This window comes from Actinomycetospora sp. (assembly GCF_055612215.1).
In genome coordinates this window covers 1-15,383 of sequence record NZ_JBVPVA010000891.1, presented here as the reverse complement: position 1 = coordinate 15,383, position 15,383 = coordinate 1, and the positions used below count along the sequence as shown (strand labels likewise).

Sequence of the window (15,383 nt, the reverse complement as noted above, 5' to 3'; positions counted from 1 at the left end):
ATGCTGATGGTGATCCACAGCGGGCCGATGGTGGAGCGCCGGTAGCGCTGCTTGATGTCCTGCCAGCCGAGGTGGCCCCAGAGCTCGCGCTGCGCGACCGCCTGGTTGATGTCGTCGAACGCCCGGCGCCACGAGCGCGGCGACGGGGTGCGCACGTCAGCGGCCGCGCCCTGGGGCTCCGACGGATCGTCGGCGCCACGTCGCGCAAGTGCTGGGACGGCCACGGCGGGTGAGCGTACTCGGGCCGCTCACAGGTACTGGCCGGTCGTCCCCCCGGTCGCGACCTCGCCGCCACCGCGCCCGGAGCGTCCGCTCGACCCCGCCGGGAGTCCCCGGCGCATCTGCTCGAGCTGCATCCGGGCGGCCATCTGCTGGGCGACCAGCGCGGTCTGGATGCCGTGGAAGAGGCCCTCCAGCCAGCCGACGAGCTGCGCCTGGGCGATGCGCAGCTCGCCGTCGGAGGGCGTGCGGTCCTCGTCGAACGGCGCGATGATCCGGGCCAGCTCCTCGCGCAGCTCCGGGGAGAGGGCCGCCTCGAGCTCGCGCAGCGACGCCGCGTGGATCTCCTTGAGCCGGCGGCGGCTCGCGTCGTCGAGCTCGGTGGCCCGGACCTCCTCGAGCAGCTGCTTGATCATCGTGCCGATCCGCATGACCTTCGCCGGCTCCTCGACGGCGGCCGAGGGGTTGTCCCCCTCGGCCTCCTCCGACCCGTCCGCCTCGCGGGGGGACGACTCGCCGGGGACGCGCACGGTGCCGACGGGGGTCCCGTCGGGACCGACGATCATGACCTGGTCCCCGGCCGGAACCTCGGGGTGCTCGCTCATGGGGCCATCCTCGCGGATCCGGACCTGCTCCGTTCGGTGCAGATTCGGACCGGCCTCGGTTACGGCGTGAAGGCGACGTACCGTACCGGGGCATGACGGTGGACGTCGCGCGCGTGCGGGGCCAGGTCCCCGCGCTCGGCGACGGCTGGGTCCACCTCGACGCGCCCGCCGGGATGCAGGTCCCCGAGCCGGTCGCCACCGCCGTGTCCTCCGCGCTCCGCGCGCCGGTGTCGCCGCCGGGCGGGGTCTTCCCCGCCTCGCAGCGCGGCGGGGCCATCGTCGACGCCGCCCGCCGGGCCGTGGCGGACCTCGTCGGCGCGGAACCCAAGGGCGTCGTCCTCGGGGCCTCGGCGCCGGCCCTGATCGAGCGGCTCGCCGACGTGCTCTCCACCGGCTGGGCGCTCGGCGACGAGGTCGTCGTCTCCCGGCTCGACGACCGCGCCAACGTCACCCCCTGGGTGCGGGCCGCGGGCCGGGTCGGTGGGGCCGTCCGCACCGCCGAGGTCGACATCGAGACCTGCGAGCTGCCGAGCTGGCAGTACGACGACCTCCTCGGCCCGGCCACCCGCGTCGTCACCGTGACCGCGGCCTGCGGGCACCTCGGTACCCGCACCGAGATCGCGGCGATCGCGCGCAAGGTGCACGCGCTCCCGGCGCCGACGTCGGGGGTCGAGCCGCTCATGGTCGTCGACGCGACCGCCGCCGCGCCCTACCTCCCGCTGGACATGGAGACGATGGGCGCGGACGTCATGGTCATCTCGGGCTCCGCCTGGGGCGGCACCGCGGTGGGCGCGATGGTGTTCCGCACCCCGGAGCTGCTCGACCGGCTGCCCGCGGTGTCGTTCGACGGGGCCGCGCGCGGGCCGGAGCGGCTCGAGATCGGGGACGCGCCGTACGCGCTGCTCGCCGGGCTCGTCGCGTCCGTCGACCACCTCGCCGACCTCGACGACCGCGCCTCGGGCTCCCGGCGCGACCGCGTGCTCACCTCGATGTCGTCGCTGCGCAGCCTCCACGACGAGCTGACCACCTACCTCGTCTCCGAGCTGCGCTTCCTCCCGGGCGTGACCGTGCTCGGCGAGCCGGCGCGCCGGATCCCGACCGTGGCGTTCCTCGTCGCGGGCCGGACCGCGCAGGAGGTGGCCGAGCGGGTCGCGGACCACGGCGTCTGCGTGCTCATCGACCCGGGCGACCAGGGTGCGCTCGAGGTGATCGGCGGCGCGGAGATCGGCGGCGTCGTGAAGGTGGGGCTGGCCCACTACACGACACGCTCGGACGTCGACGCGCTGGTCGGTGCGCTGGCGCGCCTCTAGACGTCCGCCTCGTCCCGCACGACGAGCAGCAGCTTGCCGACGACCCCGCCGTCGTCCATCAGCTGGTGTGCCCGCGAGGCCTCCTGGACCGGGATGCGCTCGTGGATGATCGGGCGGACCCGGCCCGACTCGACCAGGGGCCACAGGTCGGTCCGCACCGCCGCGACGATCGGGCCCTTGCCGTGCGGCCCGCCGACCTCGCGGGCCCGCAGGGACGTGGCGCCCACCGAGAGCCGGCGGGTCAGGAGCTTCGCGAGGTTGATCTCGCCCTTCGCCCCGCCCATCAGCCCGATGATCGTGACGCGGCCGTCGGGGGCCAGCGCGTCGAGGTTCGCGTCGAGGTTCCGGGCGCCGATGTGGTCGAGGATGAGGTCCGCGCCGTGCCCGTCGGTCGCCGAGCGGACCTCCTCGACGAAGTCACCGTGGTAGTCGATGGCGTGGTCGGCGCCGAGGTCGCGGCAGACCTGCAGCCGGTCCTCGTGGCCCGCCGTCGCCAGCACCGTCGCGCCGAGCGCCTTCCCGACCTGGATGGCGTGGGTCCCGATGCCGCCGCTGCCCCCGTGCACCAGGAACGTCTGGCCCGAGCGCAGCCCGCCGAGCAGCACGACGTTCGACCACACCGTGCACGCCACCTCGGGCAGCCCGCCCGCGTCGGTGAGCGAGACGCCGTCGGGGATCGGCAGCAGCTGCGCCGAGGGCACCACGACCTTCTCCGCGTACCCGCCGCCCGCGAGCAGTGCGCACGCCTGGTCGCCGACCTCCCAGCCGCTGACGCCCGGCCCCACCTCGCTGACCCGGCCGGAGCACTCCAGACCGGGGAGCTCCGAGGCGCCCGGAGGAGGCGGGTAGTTCCCCTGGCGCTGCATGACGTCGGCGCGGTTCACCCCGGCGGCCACGACGTCGAGGACGACCTCGCCGCTGCCGGGTTCGGGGTCGGGCTGCTCGGTCCACTCGAGGACCTCGGGGCCACCCGGCTCGCGGATGGAGATGCCGTACACGACGCGGAAGGTAGCGCCGCGACCCCGGGAGCGCTGGTCGGCGGGGCCGGAACACCGAGGAGCTGCGGATCTGTGGATAGCATGGGTGGATGTCCGGGACGCAGGAGGAGCCGCGCTGGCTCGACGCCGAGGAGTGGCGGGCCTGGCGGAACTACATCGCCGGGCAGGCCCTGTTGCTCGGCCGGCTGGGCCGTGAGCTGCAGGACGCCCACCAGCTCGCCTTCGCCGACTACGAGATCCTCGTGCGGCTCTCCGAGAAGGACGACCACCGCCAGCGGATGACGTCGCTGGCCGAGGAGGTCGTCGCCTCCAAGTCGCGGCTCTCCCACCAGGTCGCCCGCCTCGAGGCCCAGGGGCTGGTGCGCCGCGAGGTGTGCGACTCCGACGGCCGCGGCGTCAACGCCGTCCTCACCGACGAGGGATTCGCCCGCCTGCAGGCCGCCGCGCCGGACCACCTGCACGGCGTGCGGGAGCACTTCGTCGACCTGCTCGACGACGAGGAGCGCCGCGTGATCGGCGACGTGTCCGAGCGGATCGTCGGGAAGCTGCGTCCCTGAGCCCCTGCCCCGGGTGACGACGACGGCGGGGGCGGGTGCCTACCCTGGCCGGCGGAAGCGTGGCAGAGCGGCCGATTGCACCCGCCTTGAAAGCGGACGTACCGCGAGGTACCGGGGGTTCGAATCCCCCCGCTTCCGCCACCTGCCGGACAGGAGCTGACCGGGACACCCGCCACACTGTCCCGATGGCCCGCGATGTCCAGATCACCGTCGACTGCACCGACCCGACCCGGCTGGCCGGGTTCTGGGCCGAGGCGCTCGGCTACGAGGTCCAGCGCCCACCCGGTGGGTTCGCGACGTGGCCCGAGGCGCTCGAGGCGTTCGGGGTCCCGCCCGAGCGCCACAACGACGCCTCCGCCGTGGTCGATCCCGACGGGGCCGGACCGCGGGTGTTCTTCCAGCGCGTGCCCGAGGGCAAGCAGACGAAGAACCGCGTGCACCTCGACGTGCGGGCCGCGCCCGGGCTCGCGGGCGACGCTCGGATGGCGGTGCTCGAGGCCGAGGCCGACCGGCTCGTCGGCCTCGGTGCCGCCCGGCTCGCCCGCTTCGAGCCCGCGCCGCCCCTCGAGTCCGGCCACGTGGTGCTGGCCGACCCCGAGGGCAACGAGTTCTGCCTCAACTGACGGGCGCACCGATTCCTCCTCGCGCCGGCCGTGGTCTACACAACGAGAAGCCGCTCCGGCCTCTCCCCTGACCACGCGAGAGAGGCCGACCGGTCGATGAGCATCCCCGAGTCCATGCGCGCGCTGCAGCAGACGTCCCTCGACGGGCCGCAGGACATGCGCCTCGTCCCCGACGCGCCGGTGCCCCGGCCCGGCGAGGGCGAGGTCCTGGTCCGCGTCGTCGCCGCCGGCGTCAACTTCGCCGACCTCTCGAAGGCCCACGGCACCTTCGGCGACGGTCCGCGGCCGCCGTACCTGGCCGGCTTCGAGGTCGCCGGTGAGGTCGTCACCCTGGGCGAGGGCGTGACCGGGCCTCGACCGGCGGCGCGCGTCGTCGGCGTCGCGGACGGTGCCTTCGCCGAGTACGCGGTCCTGCCGGCGGCCGCGGCGATGCCGGTGCCGCCCGGCTGGACGGAGCAGCAGGCGCTCGGCCTCGTCGTCAACTGGCCGACCGCGCTGGCCGCGCTGAAGCCGCTGGGCGGGATCGCGCGGGGGCAGACCGTGCTGGTCCACGCCGCCGCGGGCGCGACCGGTCAGGCCGCGGTCGTCCTGGCCAGGCACTACGGCGCGACCGTCATCGCCGCCGCCTCGCCGGCCAAGCACGGGACGGTGATGGCCCACGGCGCCGACCACGTCCTGGACTCGCGCGCCCCCGATCTCGCCGCCCGGGTGCTGCGGCTGACCGGCGGCACGGGCGTCGACCTCGTGCTGGAGTCGGCGGGCGGGGCGACCTTCGGGGCGAGTCTGGCCGCGGCCCGGCGGGTCACCGGACGGGTCGTCGTCCTCGGCCTCGCGGGCGGTGAAGCCTCGATCACCAACCGGGACCTGGTCTACGAGCACCAGGTCCACGTCGTCGGGTTCAACCTCGGCGTGCTGATCCGGGCCGCGCCGCAGATCTTCGGAGAGGTGATGGCTGAGCTCGCCGCCCTCGTCGCGGCCGGTGTGGTCACGCCCGGCCGGCCCACCACCCACGACCTGGCCGACGGCCCGACGGTGCTGGCGGAGCTGGCGTCCCGGGCCACCATGGGCAAACTCGCCCTCCTGCCCTGAGGCCCGCACCCTGTGACGACCGAGACCGCCGACCGCTTCACCGACGAGACCGCACGGTTCCGCCGGGAGCTGCTCGCGCACTGCTACCGCATGGTCGGCTCGGCCCACGACGCCGAGGACCTGGTGCAGGAGACCTACCTGCGGGCGTGGCGGTCCTACGCCGGGTTCGAGGGGCGGTCCTCGATCCGGTCCTGGCTCTACCGGATCGCCACCAATGTCTGCCTCACGGCGGTCGCGCGGCGGCCGACCCGGGTGCTGCCCTCGGGCCTCGGCGGCCCCTACGACGGGCCGGACCGCCCGCCCGATCCACTCGGCCCGGAGGAGGTCGCGTGGCTCGAGCCCCTGCCGGACGCGTGGATCGCCCCGCCGGCCGACGACCCGGCCGCGGTCGTCGTCGCGCGCGAGTCGCTGCGGCTCGCACTCGTCGCGGGCCTGCAGCACCTGCCCGCCCGGCAACGCGCGATCCTCGTCCTGCGCGACGTGCTGGCGTTCTCCGCGGCCGAGACCGCCGAGGTCCTCGGGACGACCACGGCCGCGGTGAAGAGCGGGCTGCAGCGTGCCCGGGCACGGCTGGACGAGGCGGGGCCGCAGCCCGGGGACCTGCTCGAACCCGACGACGACCGGGCCCGCGCGCTCCTCGACGGCTACGTCGCGGCCTTCGAGCGCTCCGACGCCCGCCTGCTGGAACAGGTGCTGCGCGCCGACGCCACGCTGGAGGCGACGCCGTTCCGTGACTGGCAGTCCGGCCGGACCGCCTGCATCCACGTGCTCGCCTCGTCCGTCCTGGGCGTGCCCGGCGAGTGGCGGATGGTCGCGACCGTGGCCAACGGCCACCCCGCCGCCGCCGTCTACCGGCGGGCCGGCGGCGCGCTGCGCGCGGACGGCGTCGTGGTGCTCGCCGCCACCGCCACCGGCGTCTCCCGGGTGGTCAAGTTCGGCGATCCAGCTCTGGTCGCGGCCTTCGGCCTCCCCGACGTCCTCACCGAGCGTCCGGCGACGGCCGGGCGCCCTCGAAGTCCTGGGTGCCGATGACGCGCAGCAGCTCGAGCTTCTCGCGGGCGTCGGTGCCCTCGGTCGGGAAGTGCACGAGCAGCCGCAGGTCGGTGTCCGGGGCCAGCACGACGTCGCAGGTGACGTGGACGACGCCCACCTCGGGGTGCTCGAACCGCTTCCGGTCGAAGCGGCGCTCGGCGACCTCGTGCCGCTCCCAGAGCGCCGCGAACTCGGGGCTGGCGGCGATCAGGTCGTCGACCAGCGACGTCACGTCCGGCTCCCCGGCGCGGCGGGAGTGCACGGCCCGCAGGTCGCGGACGTGCGAGGCGGAGATGCGGGCGTGGTCCTCGACCGGGCCCAGGACGCGCGCCTCCGGCTCGGTGAACCACCGCCAGATGCCGTTGTTGACCCGGCCGCCCTCCGGCGCGAGCTGGCCGTGCAGGAGCTCGGCCAGCCGGTTCTTCCAGAGCATCTCGCCGAGGTCGGTGCACACCGTCACCGGCACGTCGGTGAGATGGTCGGTCAGCCGCATCAGGCCCGGCGGGAGGTGGCGCCCGGACCGGCGCGACGGCGGGGTCAGGCCGGCGAGGTGGAACAGGTGGTCGCGCTCGTCGAGGTCGTAGCGCAGCGCGCGGGCGAGCGCGGCGACCACCGCCTCCGACGGGTGCGGGCCGCGGCGCTGCTCGATGCGCGAGTAGTAGTCGGTGGACACGCCCGCGAGCGCCGCCACCTCCTCGCGACGCAGCCCCGGGGCGCGGCGCCGCACGCCGTCGGGCAGCCCGACGTCGGCGGGGCGCAGCAGCTCCCGGCGGCGACGCAGGAAGTCGGCGAGCCCGGCACGGTCGATCACGCCCACCAGCATCGGCGCCGGGAGCCCGCGCAGCCAGGGTCGGGCGGTCCCTGGATGAGCCGGTCCTGCCGCGGCCGCGCGGGACCGCGCACGGTGGAGCCATGACAACGCACCTCGACACCCGCCGCCTCGGCGCCACCGGTCCCGCCGTGTCCTCGCCCGCCCTCGGGTGCATGGGCCTGTCCGGGGCCTACGGCGCGGTCGACGCCGAGGAGGGCATCCGCGTCATCCACGCCTACCTCGACGCCGGCGGCACCCTGCTCGACACCGGCGACTTCTACGGCGCCGGCCACAACGAGATGCTCATCGCCCGCGCCCTGGCCGACCGGAGCCGCGACGACGTCGTGCTCTCGGTCAAGTTCGGCGCCCTGCTGAGCCCGGGCGGCATGCCCCGCGGGTTCGACGGCCGGCCGTCGTCGGTGCGGAACGCCCTCACGTACTCCCTGCAGCGCCTCGGCGTCGACCACGTCGACGTCTACCGCCCGGCCCGCCTCGACCCGACCGTGCCGATCGAGGACACCGTCGGCGCGGTCGCCGAGCTCGTCGAGGCGGGCTACGTCCGCCACATCGGCCTGTCCGAGGTCGGCGCCGAGACGGTCCGGCGCGCGGCCGCGGTGGCCCCGATCTGCGACCTGCAGATCGAGTACTCGCTGCTCACCCGCGGCATCGAGGACACGATCCTGCCGACGTGCCGCGAGCTCGGCGTCGGGATCACCGCGTACGGGGTGCTCTCCCGCGGCCTCATCGGCGGCAGCGGCACCGTCGACGGGGGCCGGCGGTTCTCGCCGCGGTTCCAGGACGGCAACCGCGAGCACAACCAGGCCCTCGTCGCCCGGCTGCAGGACCTGGCCGAGGCGAAGGGCTGCTCGGTCGCGCAGCTGGCCATCGCGTGGGTGGCCGCCCAGGGCGACGACGTCGTCCCGGTCGTCGGTGCGCGCCGGACCGACCAGGTCACGACGATGCTCGACGGCGTCACGCTCGCCGCGGACGAGGTCGCGCAGCTCGAGGCGCTGATCCCCCGCGACGCGGCGGCGGGCGACCGCTACCCCGCGGCCGCCATGGCCGACCTCGACAGCGAGCGGTGAGGGGGTTCTCCCTACCCCAGGAGTAGGGAGCGCGCGGCCGGACCGGGGGGCCTGCTCGATCGAGGACGGCGCGCGATCCGGCCAGTCTCGGTATCGGCCCACACGCCGACCCGAGGGAGAGCCGCGATGAGCGACCAGCTGACCGTGATCACGCACCGCGCCGCACCGGCCGTGGGTCGCTCCGTCGCCCGGCCGGCCTCGCGCCCCGTGATGAGCCGCGCCCTCCAGCCGTTCGGCGGCCACGGCGTCGCCCGCCGCCAGGACCGGCCCGCCGCCTTCTACCAGGAGCGGGCCTCGCAGTGGAGCGGCCTGATCGGCAGCGCCTTCGAGGCGATCTCGTCCCGTGCGGCGTACGACCTGCGGGCCCGCATCCAGCAGGTCGGCAAGGAGGCCCAGGACCACATCGAGGACATCGACCCGGGCCGCACCGGCGCCGAGATGAAGGCGTGGCTCGACGCGCGCCTGGTCGCCGACGTGGCCCACCACCGCGCGGTCATGGTGTCCGCGGTGCGGGAGTTCTCCGACCGCGCGGCCCAGCACTTCGCGCTCCCCCGCAGCGTCCCCGTCACGCCGCCGCCGTCGCACCTGCGCAGCGACTTCGACACCGACCGCCTCGTGGTCAACAAGAAGAAGAACAGCGCGATGAGCACCTGGATCAACATCGGGATGCGGGCCTACATGGGCTTCATGATCTTCTTCGTGCTCACGCAGGTCATGGAGGTCCACGTCCCGGGCTGGCTCGGCGTGCTGCCGGTCCTGCTGCTGGGCGGGGTGGCCCTCTCCGAGGAGCGCCGCCGCCGCGTCGACCAGCGACGCCACCAGGCCGCGGAGGCCGTGGCCCAGCACATCGGGGAGTTCGCCGACCGCGCGTCCCGCGAGTCGGAGGAGCTGCTGCGCGGCCTCGAGATGGGGCTCGGGTCGGCGTACCGCGGGCGGGTCGAGGCGCTGATGGCGCGCGCGGACTAGCCCGGGCGGGCCCCGTACAGGGCGAGGAAGACGTCGACGGCGTGGTCGGCGGTCTGGTCCACGCCGGCCGGGGTGAGCACCGGGTCCCCGACCCGGAACATCCCCTCGTCGAGGGCCCGGCCCAGCAGGAGGAAGGCGAAGTCGGGTGCGGCCCGCGTCGGATCGGCGCCCCGCAGCAGGCCACGCTCCGCCAGCCCGGCGAACAGGTCGCCCAGCGCCGCGAGCACGCGCGCCGGACCGCGTTCGTAGTAGGTGACGGCCAGGTCGGGGAAGCGCGTGGCCTCGCTGATCACCAGCCGTCGCAGGGCGAGGACCTGCGGGTTCATGACGGTCGTGAGGTACCGGCGAGCGAGGGTCCGCAGCGCGGCGTCGAGGCCGACGGGCGTGTCGACCCCGCGCATCCCCTCGGCCAGGCCGTCCGCGAAGGCCTCGGCGGTCGCGGTCACGCCGAGCACGATCTCCCGGAGGAGCCGCTCCTTGTCGCCGAACTGGTTGTAGACGGTCTGCTTCGACACGCCCGCCGTCGAGGCGACCTGCTCGGTGCTCGTGGCCTGGTAGCCCTGGGACAGGAAGAGCTCCGTGGCCGCCCGCGCGATCGCGGCCCGCTTGCCCTCGACGACGCCGGGGCGCGGCGCCCGGTCCGCACGCGGCCGGATCCGGACGATCAACCCGTCGTCGGGACCCGCCGCCTCGACCATCGACCTGCCTCTCCCGTTCTGGACCGCACGGTACCGGGCGCAGTACTGTGCGGTCCATGAGCGGTACTGGTCAGTCCAACTTCGTCGGTACCGACGGGTCCACCTCGGGCGCGCGGGCGACGGGACCCTCCCGCAGCCCCCGGGTCGGCCGCGGCGACGCCGACCGCACGGCGGCGATCACCCGCTCGCTGCTGGGGTACGGCGTGCTCGCGGGTCCGGTCTACGTCGTGGCCGGCCTCGCCCAGGCCCTGACCCGCGACGGCTACGACCTCACGCGCCACGACCTGAGCCTGCTCGCGAACGGCCCGCTCGGATGGGTCCAGATCACCGTCTTCGTGCTCACCGGTCTCATGACGGTCGCCGCGGCGGTCGGCATGGCGCGGGCCCTCCGCGTGCTCGGTGGCGGACCCGGCACGGTGTGGGGACCTCGGCTCGTGGGGCTCTACGGCGTCGGACTCGTCGGGGCCGGGGTGTTCGTGGCCGACCCCATGAACGGGTTCCCGCCCGGGACCACCGACGGGCCGCCGGTCGCGGTCACCGTGGGCGGCGTCGGGCACCTCGTGCTGGCGGGCCTCGGGTTCCTCGGCCTCGTCGCCGGCACCCTCGTCGTCGCCCGGCACCACGCGGCCACGGGACGCCCCGGCATGGCGTGGTTCTCGCGGATCACCGGCGTGCTCTTCCTGGTCGCGTTCGCGGGCCTGGCGAGCGGGTCGGCGAGCCCGGTGGTCGTCCTCGGCTTCTGGGTGGCGCTGCTGCTGGCGTGGACCTGGCTGGCCGTGACCTCGCTCGACCTCTACCGCCGGACCCCGCTGCTCACCCCGGCGCGCTGACCCTGGCGTGTCGCCCCGCCCGGACGTCACCATGATCGCCGTGACGAGCAGCGCGGGCCCGGTGGCCGACCTCGAGCGGGCGTTCCGGGCGGCGGCGGCGATCGTGGACGACGTCCCTCCCGACCACCGCGACGCGCCGTCGCCCTGCGCGGACTGGACGGTGGCCGACGTCGTCGAGCACGTCATCGAGGGCAACCTCGTCGTCGCCCGGGCGCTCGGCCCCGACCTCGCGGACGCGCCCGAGGTCGCCGAGTCGCTCGCTCCGCGCTTCCGCAGCTCGGCCGAGGCGCTCGTCGCGGCGCTCGCCCTGCCCGACGCCCTGACGGGCACCGTCACCGTCCCGTTCGGCACCGTGCCGGTCCCCGTCGCCGTGCAACTGCGGACGATCGAGGCGCTCGTGCACGCGTGGGACGTGGCCGTGGCCACCGGTCAGGATCCCGCGGAGCTGCCCGCCGACGTGGCCGAGGCCGGGATCGGGTTCTCGGAGTCGATGTTCGCGAGCACGGACCGCGCCCGGCTGCCCTTCGCGCCCGCCGTCGCGCTCCCGGAGTCGGCGCCGGCGATCGACCGGCTCGCCGCGATGCTCGGAAGGGACCCGGGGTCGCGGCACTAGGCAGTTGATCATGCCGAGGGCACCGTCGCGCCGTGGTGCCCTCGTCATGATCAACCGCCTACGAGGGACGTCGGCCTCCCGCCCACCCCCGTTCCGGGCTCGCGAGGGGCGCACCGGACAGGTCCCTCTCGGACCGCACCCCGGCGCTGATGATCATGGGAGTGGAGCGGCGGCCCGGCGTCGCAGCCGGAGCAGGTAGCCGACGAGCATCACCGCCAGCACGAGCCCCATGAGCAGGACCGCCACACCGATGCCGACCAGCCCGGCCAGGCCCGCGCACACCAGCACCCCGACGGCGCCGAACCCGACCCACCCGGGCGCGAGCGAGCCGGGCGCCCACGTCAGGTGCCGCAGCGTCGTCAGGACCAGCAGCACCAGGGCGATCGGCACCGCGACCGCGAAGCCGGCGGCCGTCGCGGACAGGTGCGCCACGTGCTCCTCGGCGTCCACCGCGACCTCCAGCCCGGCGCCCGTGGCCGCGACGCCCGCGAACACGACGTAGTGCCCGTAGCCCCAGAGGTAGGCCACCCGCTGCGTCGTGAGTCCCTGGTCGTCACCCGCCAGGAAGTAGATCCACCAGAGCCCGACGACGACGAGCAGCCCACCGACCCCGAGCAGCAGGAGCGGGATCGAGAAGCCCTGCTCCGAGAGGGCCGGGCTGAACGCGCCGGTGATCCCGAGGATCACCTCGCCGAGCACGATCAGCGTCAGCAGCCCGTAGCGCTCGGCGATGTGCTCGGCGTGCCACGGCGTCGCCCCGGCCGAGGACCGCACGGCGTCGACGGCCCGGGACTCGGCGAACACCGGCAGGGACAGCTCGCCCACCACCAGCACGACGTAGCCGACGTAGACCCACGGCGCCGGGACGAACACCAGCCCGATCCACAGCAGCTGGATGCCGGCGAGCCCGGCGGCGTAGGTCCGGGCGATCGGGGCGCGGGCCGGATCGTCGTGCGCGGCGCGCAGCCACAGCGCGATCATCGCGATCCGCATGATGGAGTAGCCGAGCACGACCGTGCCGATGTCGAAGCGCTCGAACGCCGCGGGCACCCCGACGGCGAGCACGAGGACGCCCGCCATCTTGAGCACGGTGAGGGCGCGGTAGAGCGCGTCGTCGCAGTCGTAGGCCGAGGAGAACCACGTGAAGTTCATCCACGCCCACCAGATCGCGAAGAACACCGCGAGGTAGCCGAACAGGCCCGCGACCACGTGGTCCTCGCTGATCGCGTGGTGGAGCTCCGCCGCGGCGCTGGCGATCGCGACCACGAAGGTCAGGTCGAACAGCAGCTCCAACGGGGACGAGGCCCGGTGCTCCTCCTGCGGGTCGCGCGCCGTCATCGGCCGGTACCACTCGGTGCGCGGGCTCGTCACGCCGCGGAATCCTGCCGGATCCGGGGCGAGCGGAGCGACGGGGACATCGATCGCCCGGTCTCAGCGCGATGGCGCGCGCACGACGTCGTCGGGCCCGACGGGGTCGGGCACCGGCCGGTCGCCGCCCTCGAGGACGAAGCGGACGCGCTCGGCGAGGCGGTGGGAGATGACGCGGTAGAAGCGACGCTGCGTGAACCGTCCGAAGACCCCGAAGCCCAGCGCGATCACGGGATTGTGGATCTCGGCCCGGGCGGAGACACCGGTGATGACGAACTCCACCTTGCCCGTCGAGAGGTTCTTGACCACCTCGTACACCAGCCGGCCGCGCTCCAGGTGGTGCTCCAGCGTGCGGTAGCTCCAGCCCCAGACCCGCTCGGAGCTGCCGTCGGCGCGCTCGCGGGTCTCGTCGACCTCCGCGTCCACCCGCACCCCCATCGGGAAACGCAGGACGACGAAGCGACCCTCGAGGAGCATGTCCCGCCCCACCAGCGGGGCCCGGGAGTGGAACAGCGCGGACATGATGTGGCGGTCGGAGAACTCGTAGTCCCGCACGAGCGCGCAGGCGATCTCGAAGGGCCCGCCCGGTTCCGGGTCGCCCGGGTCCTCGACGGCGAGGGTGTGGCGCAGGCGGTCGTGGTGCCAGCCCTTGCCGCCGGTCGTCGAGGGGTCGAAGTTCAGCTCGTAGGTCGCGATCTCGTCGAGGTCCTGCTCGGGGTGGGAGACCGGGGAGAACCGCCAGGTCCGCATCGGGCTCCCCTCTCCTCGCGCGCGCCGGGCGGCGCGCCGATCGCGGAGATCGTCCCAGCCGTCCGGTCCGCGCGCCTGTCGTGCCCGGCGTGCCCGGTCTCCGGCTCCTGACGCGCGGCGCCGCGGCCCTCAGCCCGGGAAGGACGAGGCCGCGTCGATGAGCAGGTCGTTCTCGTCGGGCGCGCCGGCCGAGATCCGCACGCCGTCGGGGGAGAACCCGCGCACGACGACCTTGTGGTCGAGCGCGTGGTCGGTGAAGGCCTGCGTGCGCCCACCCAGCGGCAACCACAGGAAGTTGGCCTGCGAGTCGGGGACCTCGTAGCCCATCCCGCGCAGCGCCGTCGCCATCCGGGCGAGCTCGGCCACCGCGCCGCGGGCGTCGTCGAGCAGCTCGTCGAGGACGTCGAGGGCCGCCATCGCGGCCGCCTGCGCCGGGGAGGACACCGAGAAGGGCACCGAGACGCTCCGGAGCGCGGCGGCGAGGTCGGCCGGGCCGATCGCGTAGCCGACGCGCAGACCCGCCAGGCGGTGCGCCTTCGAGAACGTGCGGAGCACGACGACGTGGGGGTGCGCGTCGAGCAGCGTGAGCCCGTCGGGGACCTCGGGGTCGGTGACGAACTCGCGGTAGGCCTCGTCGAGCACGACGAGCACGTGGTCGGGCACGCGGGCGAGGAACGCCGTCAGCTCGGCGCGGCGCACCGCGGTGCCGGTGGGGTTGTTCGGGTTGCAGACGAAGACGATCCGGGTGCGGTCGGTGATCGCGGCGGCCAGGGCGTCGAGGTCGTGGACGTGGCCCGGGGTGAGCGGCACCGGGACCGCGACGGCGTGCCCGATGAGCGTGACGATCGGGTAGGCCTCGAAGGACCGCCACGCGAACACCACCTCGTCGCCCGGCGCGCACACCGAGGACACCAGCTGCTGGCACAGCGCCACCGACCCGCAGCCGACGGCGATCCGCTCCGGGCCGACGCCGTGGACCTCCGCGAGCCGGCGGGTCAGCGCGGTCACGGTGATGTCGGGGTAGCGGTTGCCCGCGGCCACCGCCTCGGCGACCGCCGCCTGGACGGCCGGGTGCGGGGGCAGCGCGACCTCGTTGCTGGCGAGCTTGACCGCGCCCGCGACCGTGCGACCGGCGACGTAGGCGGGCAGCGAGGACAGGTCCGCGCGCAGCGGTGTCGGTGCGGTCACGCCCCCACGGTAATCCGCAGGTCACGGTGTCTCTTCCCTCGCGGCCTGCTCCCACCCCGCGGAACTGGACGTGGAAGGCTGGTCATCATGACGACCCGGACGGAGACGATCCCCCTGGTCGACGACACCGAGCTCGCGGTGACCGTCGGCGAACCGGAGGGGGCGGCGGTGCGCGGCGGGATCGTCGTGCTCCACTCCTCGCACGGGGTCACCGAGCACACCGAACGCATCGTGGAGGGCCTCGCCGGGGAGGGCTGGCTGACCGTCGCCCCGCACCTGTTCCACCGCGAGGGGGCCGCCCGCTTCGACGACGCCGCGTCCGCCTCGGAGGGCGCCACCCGCGTCTCCGGTGCCTCCGTCCTCGCCGACTCCGACGCCTCCTTCGGTTGGCTCGCCGAGCACGGGGTGCCCTCGGACCGGATGGGCGTCCTCGGCTTCGACCTCGGCGCGACCGCCGCCCTCGTCGTCGCCTCGCAGCGCGCCCTCGGCGCGGCGGTCACGGTGGCCGCGGCCGGCGTCGCGGCCCCGCTGGCCGACGGGCTGCCGGCGCTGCTCGACATCGTCGGCGAGCTCACCTGCCCCTGGCTCGGGCTCTACGGCGAGACCGGCGACCCGGTCGACCCGTCCGACGTCGACCGGCT

Annotated in this window: 17 protein-coding genes, 1 tRNA gene and 1 pseudogene; 11 read left to right on the top strand and 8 right to left on the bottom strand. The window is 74.8% G+C overall.

Annotated elements, in window-relative coordinates:
* Together AC0CYZ_RS24315 and AC0CYZ_RS24310 are read right to left on the bottom strand one after the other, a co-directional pair.
* Positions 1–155, bottom strand: a pseudogene (locus AC0CYZ_RS24315) (ABC transporter permease); the annotation flags it as partial.
* Positions 156–248: 93 nt separating this feature from the next.
* Entirely contained in the window at positions 249–824 is a 576-nt protein-coding gene (locus tag AC0CYZ_RS24310; protein ID WP_472220113.1) for a bacterial proteasome activator family protein, read from the bottom strand.
* A 92-nt stretch (positions 825–916) separates the two neighbouring features.
* On the opposite strand from AC0CYZ_RS24310, the gene AC0CYZ_RS24305 reads away from it, so the two are divergent.
* Positions 917–2,134: a cysteine desulfurase-like protein gene (locus tag AC0CYZ_RS24305; RefSeq protein WP_472220110.1), complete on the top strand. Its 1,218-nt coding sequence runs from the start codon at positions 917–919 to the stop codon at positions 2,132–2,134.
* Here AC0CYZ_RS24305 and AC0CYZ_RS24300 read toward each other — a convergent pair.
* Positions 2,131–3,132 (bottom strand): NAD(P)H-quinone oxidoreductase, encoded by a 1,002-nt coding sequence (locus AC0CYZ_RS24300; protein ID WP_472220108.1) that lies wholly within the window; start codon positions 3,130–3,132, stop codon positions 2,131–2,133. The two genes, AC0CYZ_RS24305 and AC0CYZ_RS24300, sit on opposite strands and share 4 nt — an antisense overlap.
* A gap of 89 nt (positions 3,133–3,221) precedes the next feature.
* Here AC0CYZ_RS24300 and AC0CYZ_RS24295 point away from each other — a divergent pair, with 89 nt between their 5' ends.
* The 5 genes from AC0CYZ_RS24295 (at position 3,222) to AC0CYZ_RS24275 (ending at position 6,433) form a co-directional block, all read left to right on the top strand.
* Positions 3,222–3,689 carry a MarR family winged helix-turn-helix transcriptional regulator gene (locus AC0CYZ_RS24295; RefSeq protein WP_472220106.1) on the top strand — a complete coding sequence of 156 codons (468 nt, stop codon included), beginning with the start codon at positions 3,222–3,224 and terminating at the stop codon, positions 3,687–3,689.
* Between the two features lie 53 nt (positions 3,690–3,742).
* Positions 3,743–3,830, top strand: a tRNA-Ser gene (locus tag AC0CYZ_RS24290).
* A gap of 44 nt (positions 3,831–3,874) precedes the next feature.
* Positions 3,875–4,312, top strand: coding sequence for a VOC family protein (locus AC0CYZ_RS24285; protein WP_472220104.1), 438 nt, complete (start codon positions 3,875–3,877; stop codon positions 4,310–4,312).
* Between the two features lie 96 nt (positions 4,313–4,408).
* The gene (locus AC0CYZ_RS24280) at positions 4,409–5,401 is read left to right on the top strand and encodes a zinc-binding dehydrogenase (protein WP_472220102.1); all 993 of its coding nucleotides are present in this window, start codon (positions 4,409–4,411) and stop codon (positions 5,399–5,401) included.
* 12 nt (positions 5,402–5,413) lie between these two features.
* Positions 5,414–6,433 carry a sigma-70 family RNA polymerase sigma factor gene (locus AC0CYZ_RS24275; protein ID WP_472220100.1) on the top strand — a complete coding sequence of 340 codons (1,020 nt, stop codon included), beginning with the start codon at positions 5,414–5,416 and terminating at the stop codon, positions 6,431–6,433.
* Here AC0CYZ_RS24275 and AC0CYZ_RS24270 read toward each other — a convergent pair.
* Positions 6,381–7,244, bottom strand: a complete 864-nt coding sequence (locus tag AC0CYZ_RS24270) for a helix-turn-helix domain-containing protein (RefSeq protein ID WP_472220098.1) — start codon at positions 7,242–7,244, stop codon at positions 6,381–6,383. The genes AC0CYZ_RS24275 and AC0CYZ_RS24270 overlap by 53 nt on opposite strands.
* Before the next feature lie 101 nt (positions 7,245–7,345).
* On the opposite strand from AC0CYZ_RS24270, the gene AC0CYZ_RS24265 reads away from it, so the two are divergent.
* Both AC0CYZ_RS24265 and AC0CYZ_RS24260 read left to right on the top strand, forming a co-directional pair.
* Positions 7,346–8,329 carry an aldo/keto reductase gene (locus AC0CYZ_RS24265; protein ID WP_472220096.1) on the top strand — a complete coding sequence of 328 codons (984 nt, stop codon included), beginning with the start codon at positions 7,346–7,348 and terminating at the stop codon, positions 8,327–8,329.
* A gap of 126 nt (positions 8,330–8,455) precedes the next feature.
* Positions 8,456–9,295, top strand: a complete 840-nt coding sequence (locus AC0CYZ_RS24260) for a hypothetical protein (protein ID WP_472220094.1) — start codon at positions 8,456–8,458, stop codon at positions 9,293–9,295.
* Here the strand turns inward: AC0CYZ_RS24260 and AC0CYZ_RS24255 are convergent.
* Positions 9,292–9,993, bottom strand: coding sequence for a TetR/AcrR family transcriptional regulator (locus AC0CYZ_RS24255; RefSeq protein WP_472220092.1), 702 nt, complete (start codon positions 9,991–9,993; stop codon positions 9,292–9,294). The two genes, AC0CYZ_RS24260 and AC0CYZ_RS24255, sit on opposite strands and share 4 nt — an antisense overlap.
* A 56-nt stretch (positions 9,994–10,049) precedes the next feature.
* Between AC0CYZ_RS24255 and AC0CYZ_RS24250 the strand changes: the two genes are divergently transcribed.
* Both AC0CYZ_RS24250 and AC0CYZ_RS24245 read left to right on the top strand, forming a co-directional pair.
* Complete coding sequence (locus AC0CYZ_RS24250) at positions 10,050–10,823, top strand: DUF998 domain-containing protein (RefSeq protein ID WP_472220090.1); 774 nt, start codon at positions 10,050–10,052, stop codon at positions 10,821–10,823.
* 40 nt (positions 10,824–10,863) lie between these two features.
* Complete coding sequence (locus AC0CYZ_RS24245) at positions 10,864–11,436, top strand: TIGR03086 family metal-binding protein (protein ID WP_472220088.1); 573 nt, start codon at positions 10,864–10,866, stop codon at positions 11,434–11,436.
* A gap of 153 nt (positions 11,437–11,589) precedes the next feature.
* Here the strand turns inward: AC0CYZ_RS24245 and AC0CYZ_RS24240 are convergent, their stop codons facing one another.
* The 3 genes from AC0CYZ_RS24240 to hisC form a co-directional block, all read right to left on the bottom strand.
* Positions 11,590–12,807 (bottom strand): low temperature requirement protein A, encoded by a 1,218-nt coding sequence (locus tag AC0CYZ_RS24240; RefSeq protein ID WP_472220086.1) that lies wholly within the window; start codon positions 12,805–12,807, stop codon positions 11,590–11,592.
* A gap of 60 nt (positions 12,808–12,867) precedes the next feature.
* Positions 12,868–13,554 carry a DUF1990 family protein gene (locus AC0CYZ_RS24235; protein ID WP_472220083.1) on the bottom strand — a complete coding sequence of 229 codons (687 nt, stop codon included), beginning with the start codon at positions 13,552–13,554 and terminating at the stop codon, positions 12,868–12,870.
* A 129-nt stretch (positions 13,555–13,683) separates the two neighbouring features.
* A complete protein-coding gene (gene hisC / locus AC0CYZ_RS24230; protein ID WP_472220080.1) occupies positions 13,684–14,742 on the bottom strand; it encodes a histidinol-phosphate transaminase in 1,059 nt (352 codons plus the stop codon).
* 87 nt (positions 14,743–14,829) lie between these two features.
* Here hisC and AC0CYZ_RS24225 point away from each other — a divergent pair.
* The coding region (locus tag AC0CYZ_RS24225) for a dienelactone hydrolase family protein (RefSeq protein WP_472220078.1) at positions 14,830–15,383 on the top strand (554 nt) is incomplete at its 3' end.

Coding starts and splice junctions, on each gene's coding strand:
- AC0CYZ_RS24310 (WP_472220113.1), bottom strand. CDS start 824: ATGAGCGAGCACCCCGAGGTTCCGGCCGGGGACCAGGTCATGATCGTC.
- AC0CYZ_RS24305 (WP_472220110.1), top strand. CDS start 917: ATGACGGTGGACGTCGCGCGCGTGCGGGGCCAGGTCCCCGCGCTCGGC.
- AC0CYZ_RS24295 (WP_472220106.1), top strand. CDS start 3,222: ATGTCCGGGACGCAGGAGGAGCCGCGCTGGCTCGACGCCGAGGAGTGG.
- AC0CYZ_RS24285 (WP_472220104.1), top strand. CDS start 3,875: ATGGCCCGCGATGTCCAGATCACCGTCGACTGCACCGACCCGACCCGG.
- AC0CYZ_RS24280 (WP_472220102.1), top strand. CDS start 4,409: ATGAGCATCCCCGAGTCCATGCGCGCGCTGCAGCAGACGTCCCTCGAC.
- AC0CYZ_RS24265 (WP_472220096.1), top strand. CDS start 7,346: ATGACAACGCACCTCGACACCCGCCGCCTCGGCGCCACCGGTCCCGCC.
- AC0CYZ_RS24260 (WP_472220094.1), top strand. CDS start 8,456: ATGAGCGACCAGCTGACCGTGATCACGCACCGCGCCGCACCGGCCGTG.
- AC0CYZ_RS24255 (WP_472220092.1), bottom strand. CDS start 9,993: ATGGTCGAGGCGGCGGGTCCCGACGACGGGTTGATCGTCCGGATCCGG.
- AC0CYZ_RS24250 (WP_472220090.1), top strand. CDS start 10,050: ATGAGCGGTACTGGTCAGTCCAACTTCGTCGGTACCGACGGGTCCACC.
- AC0CYZ_RS24235 (WP_472220083.1), bottom strand. CDS start 13,554: ATGCGGACCTGGCGGTTCTCCCCGGTCTCCCACCCCGAGCAGGACCTC.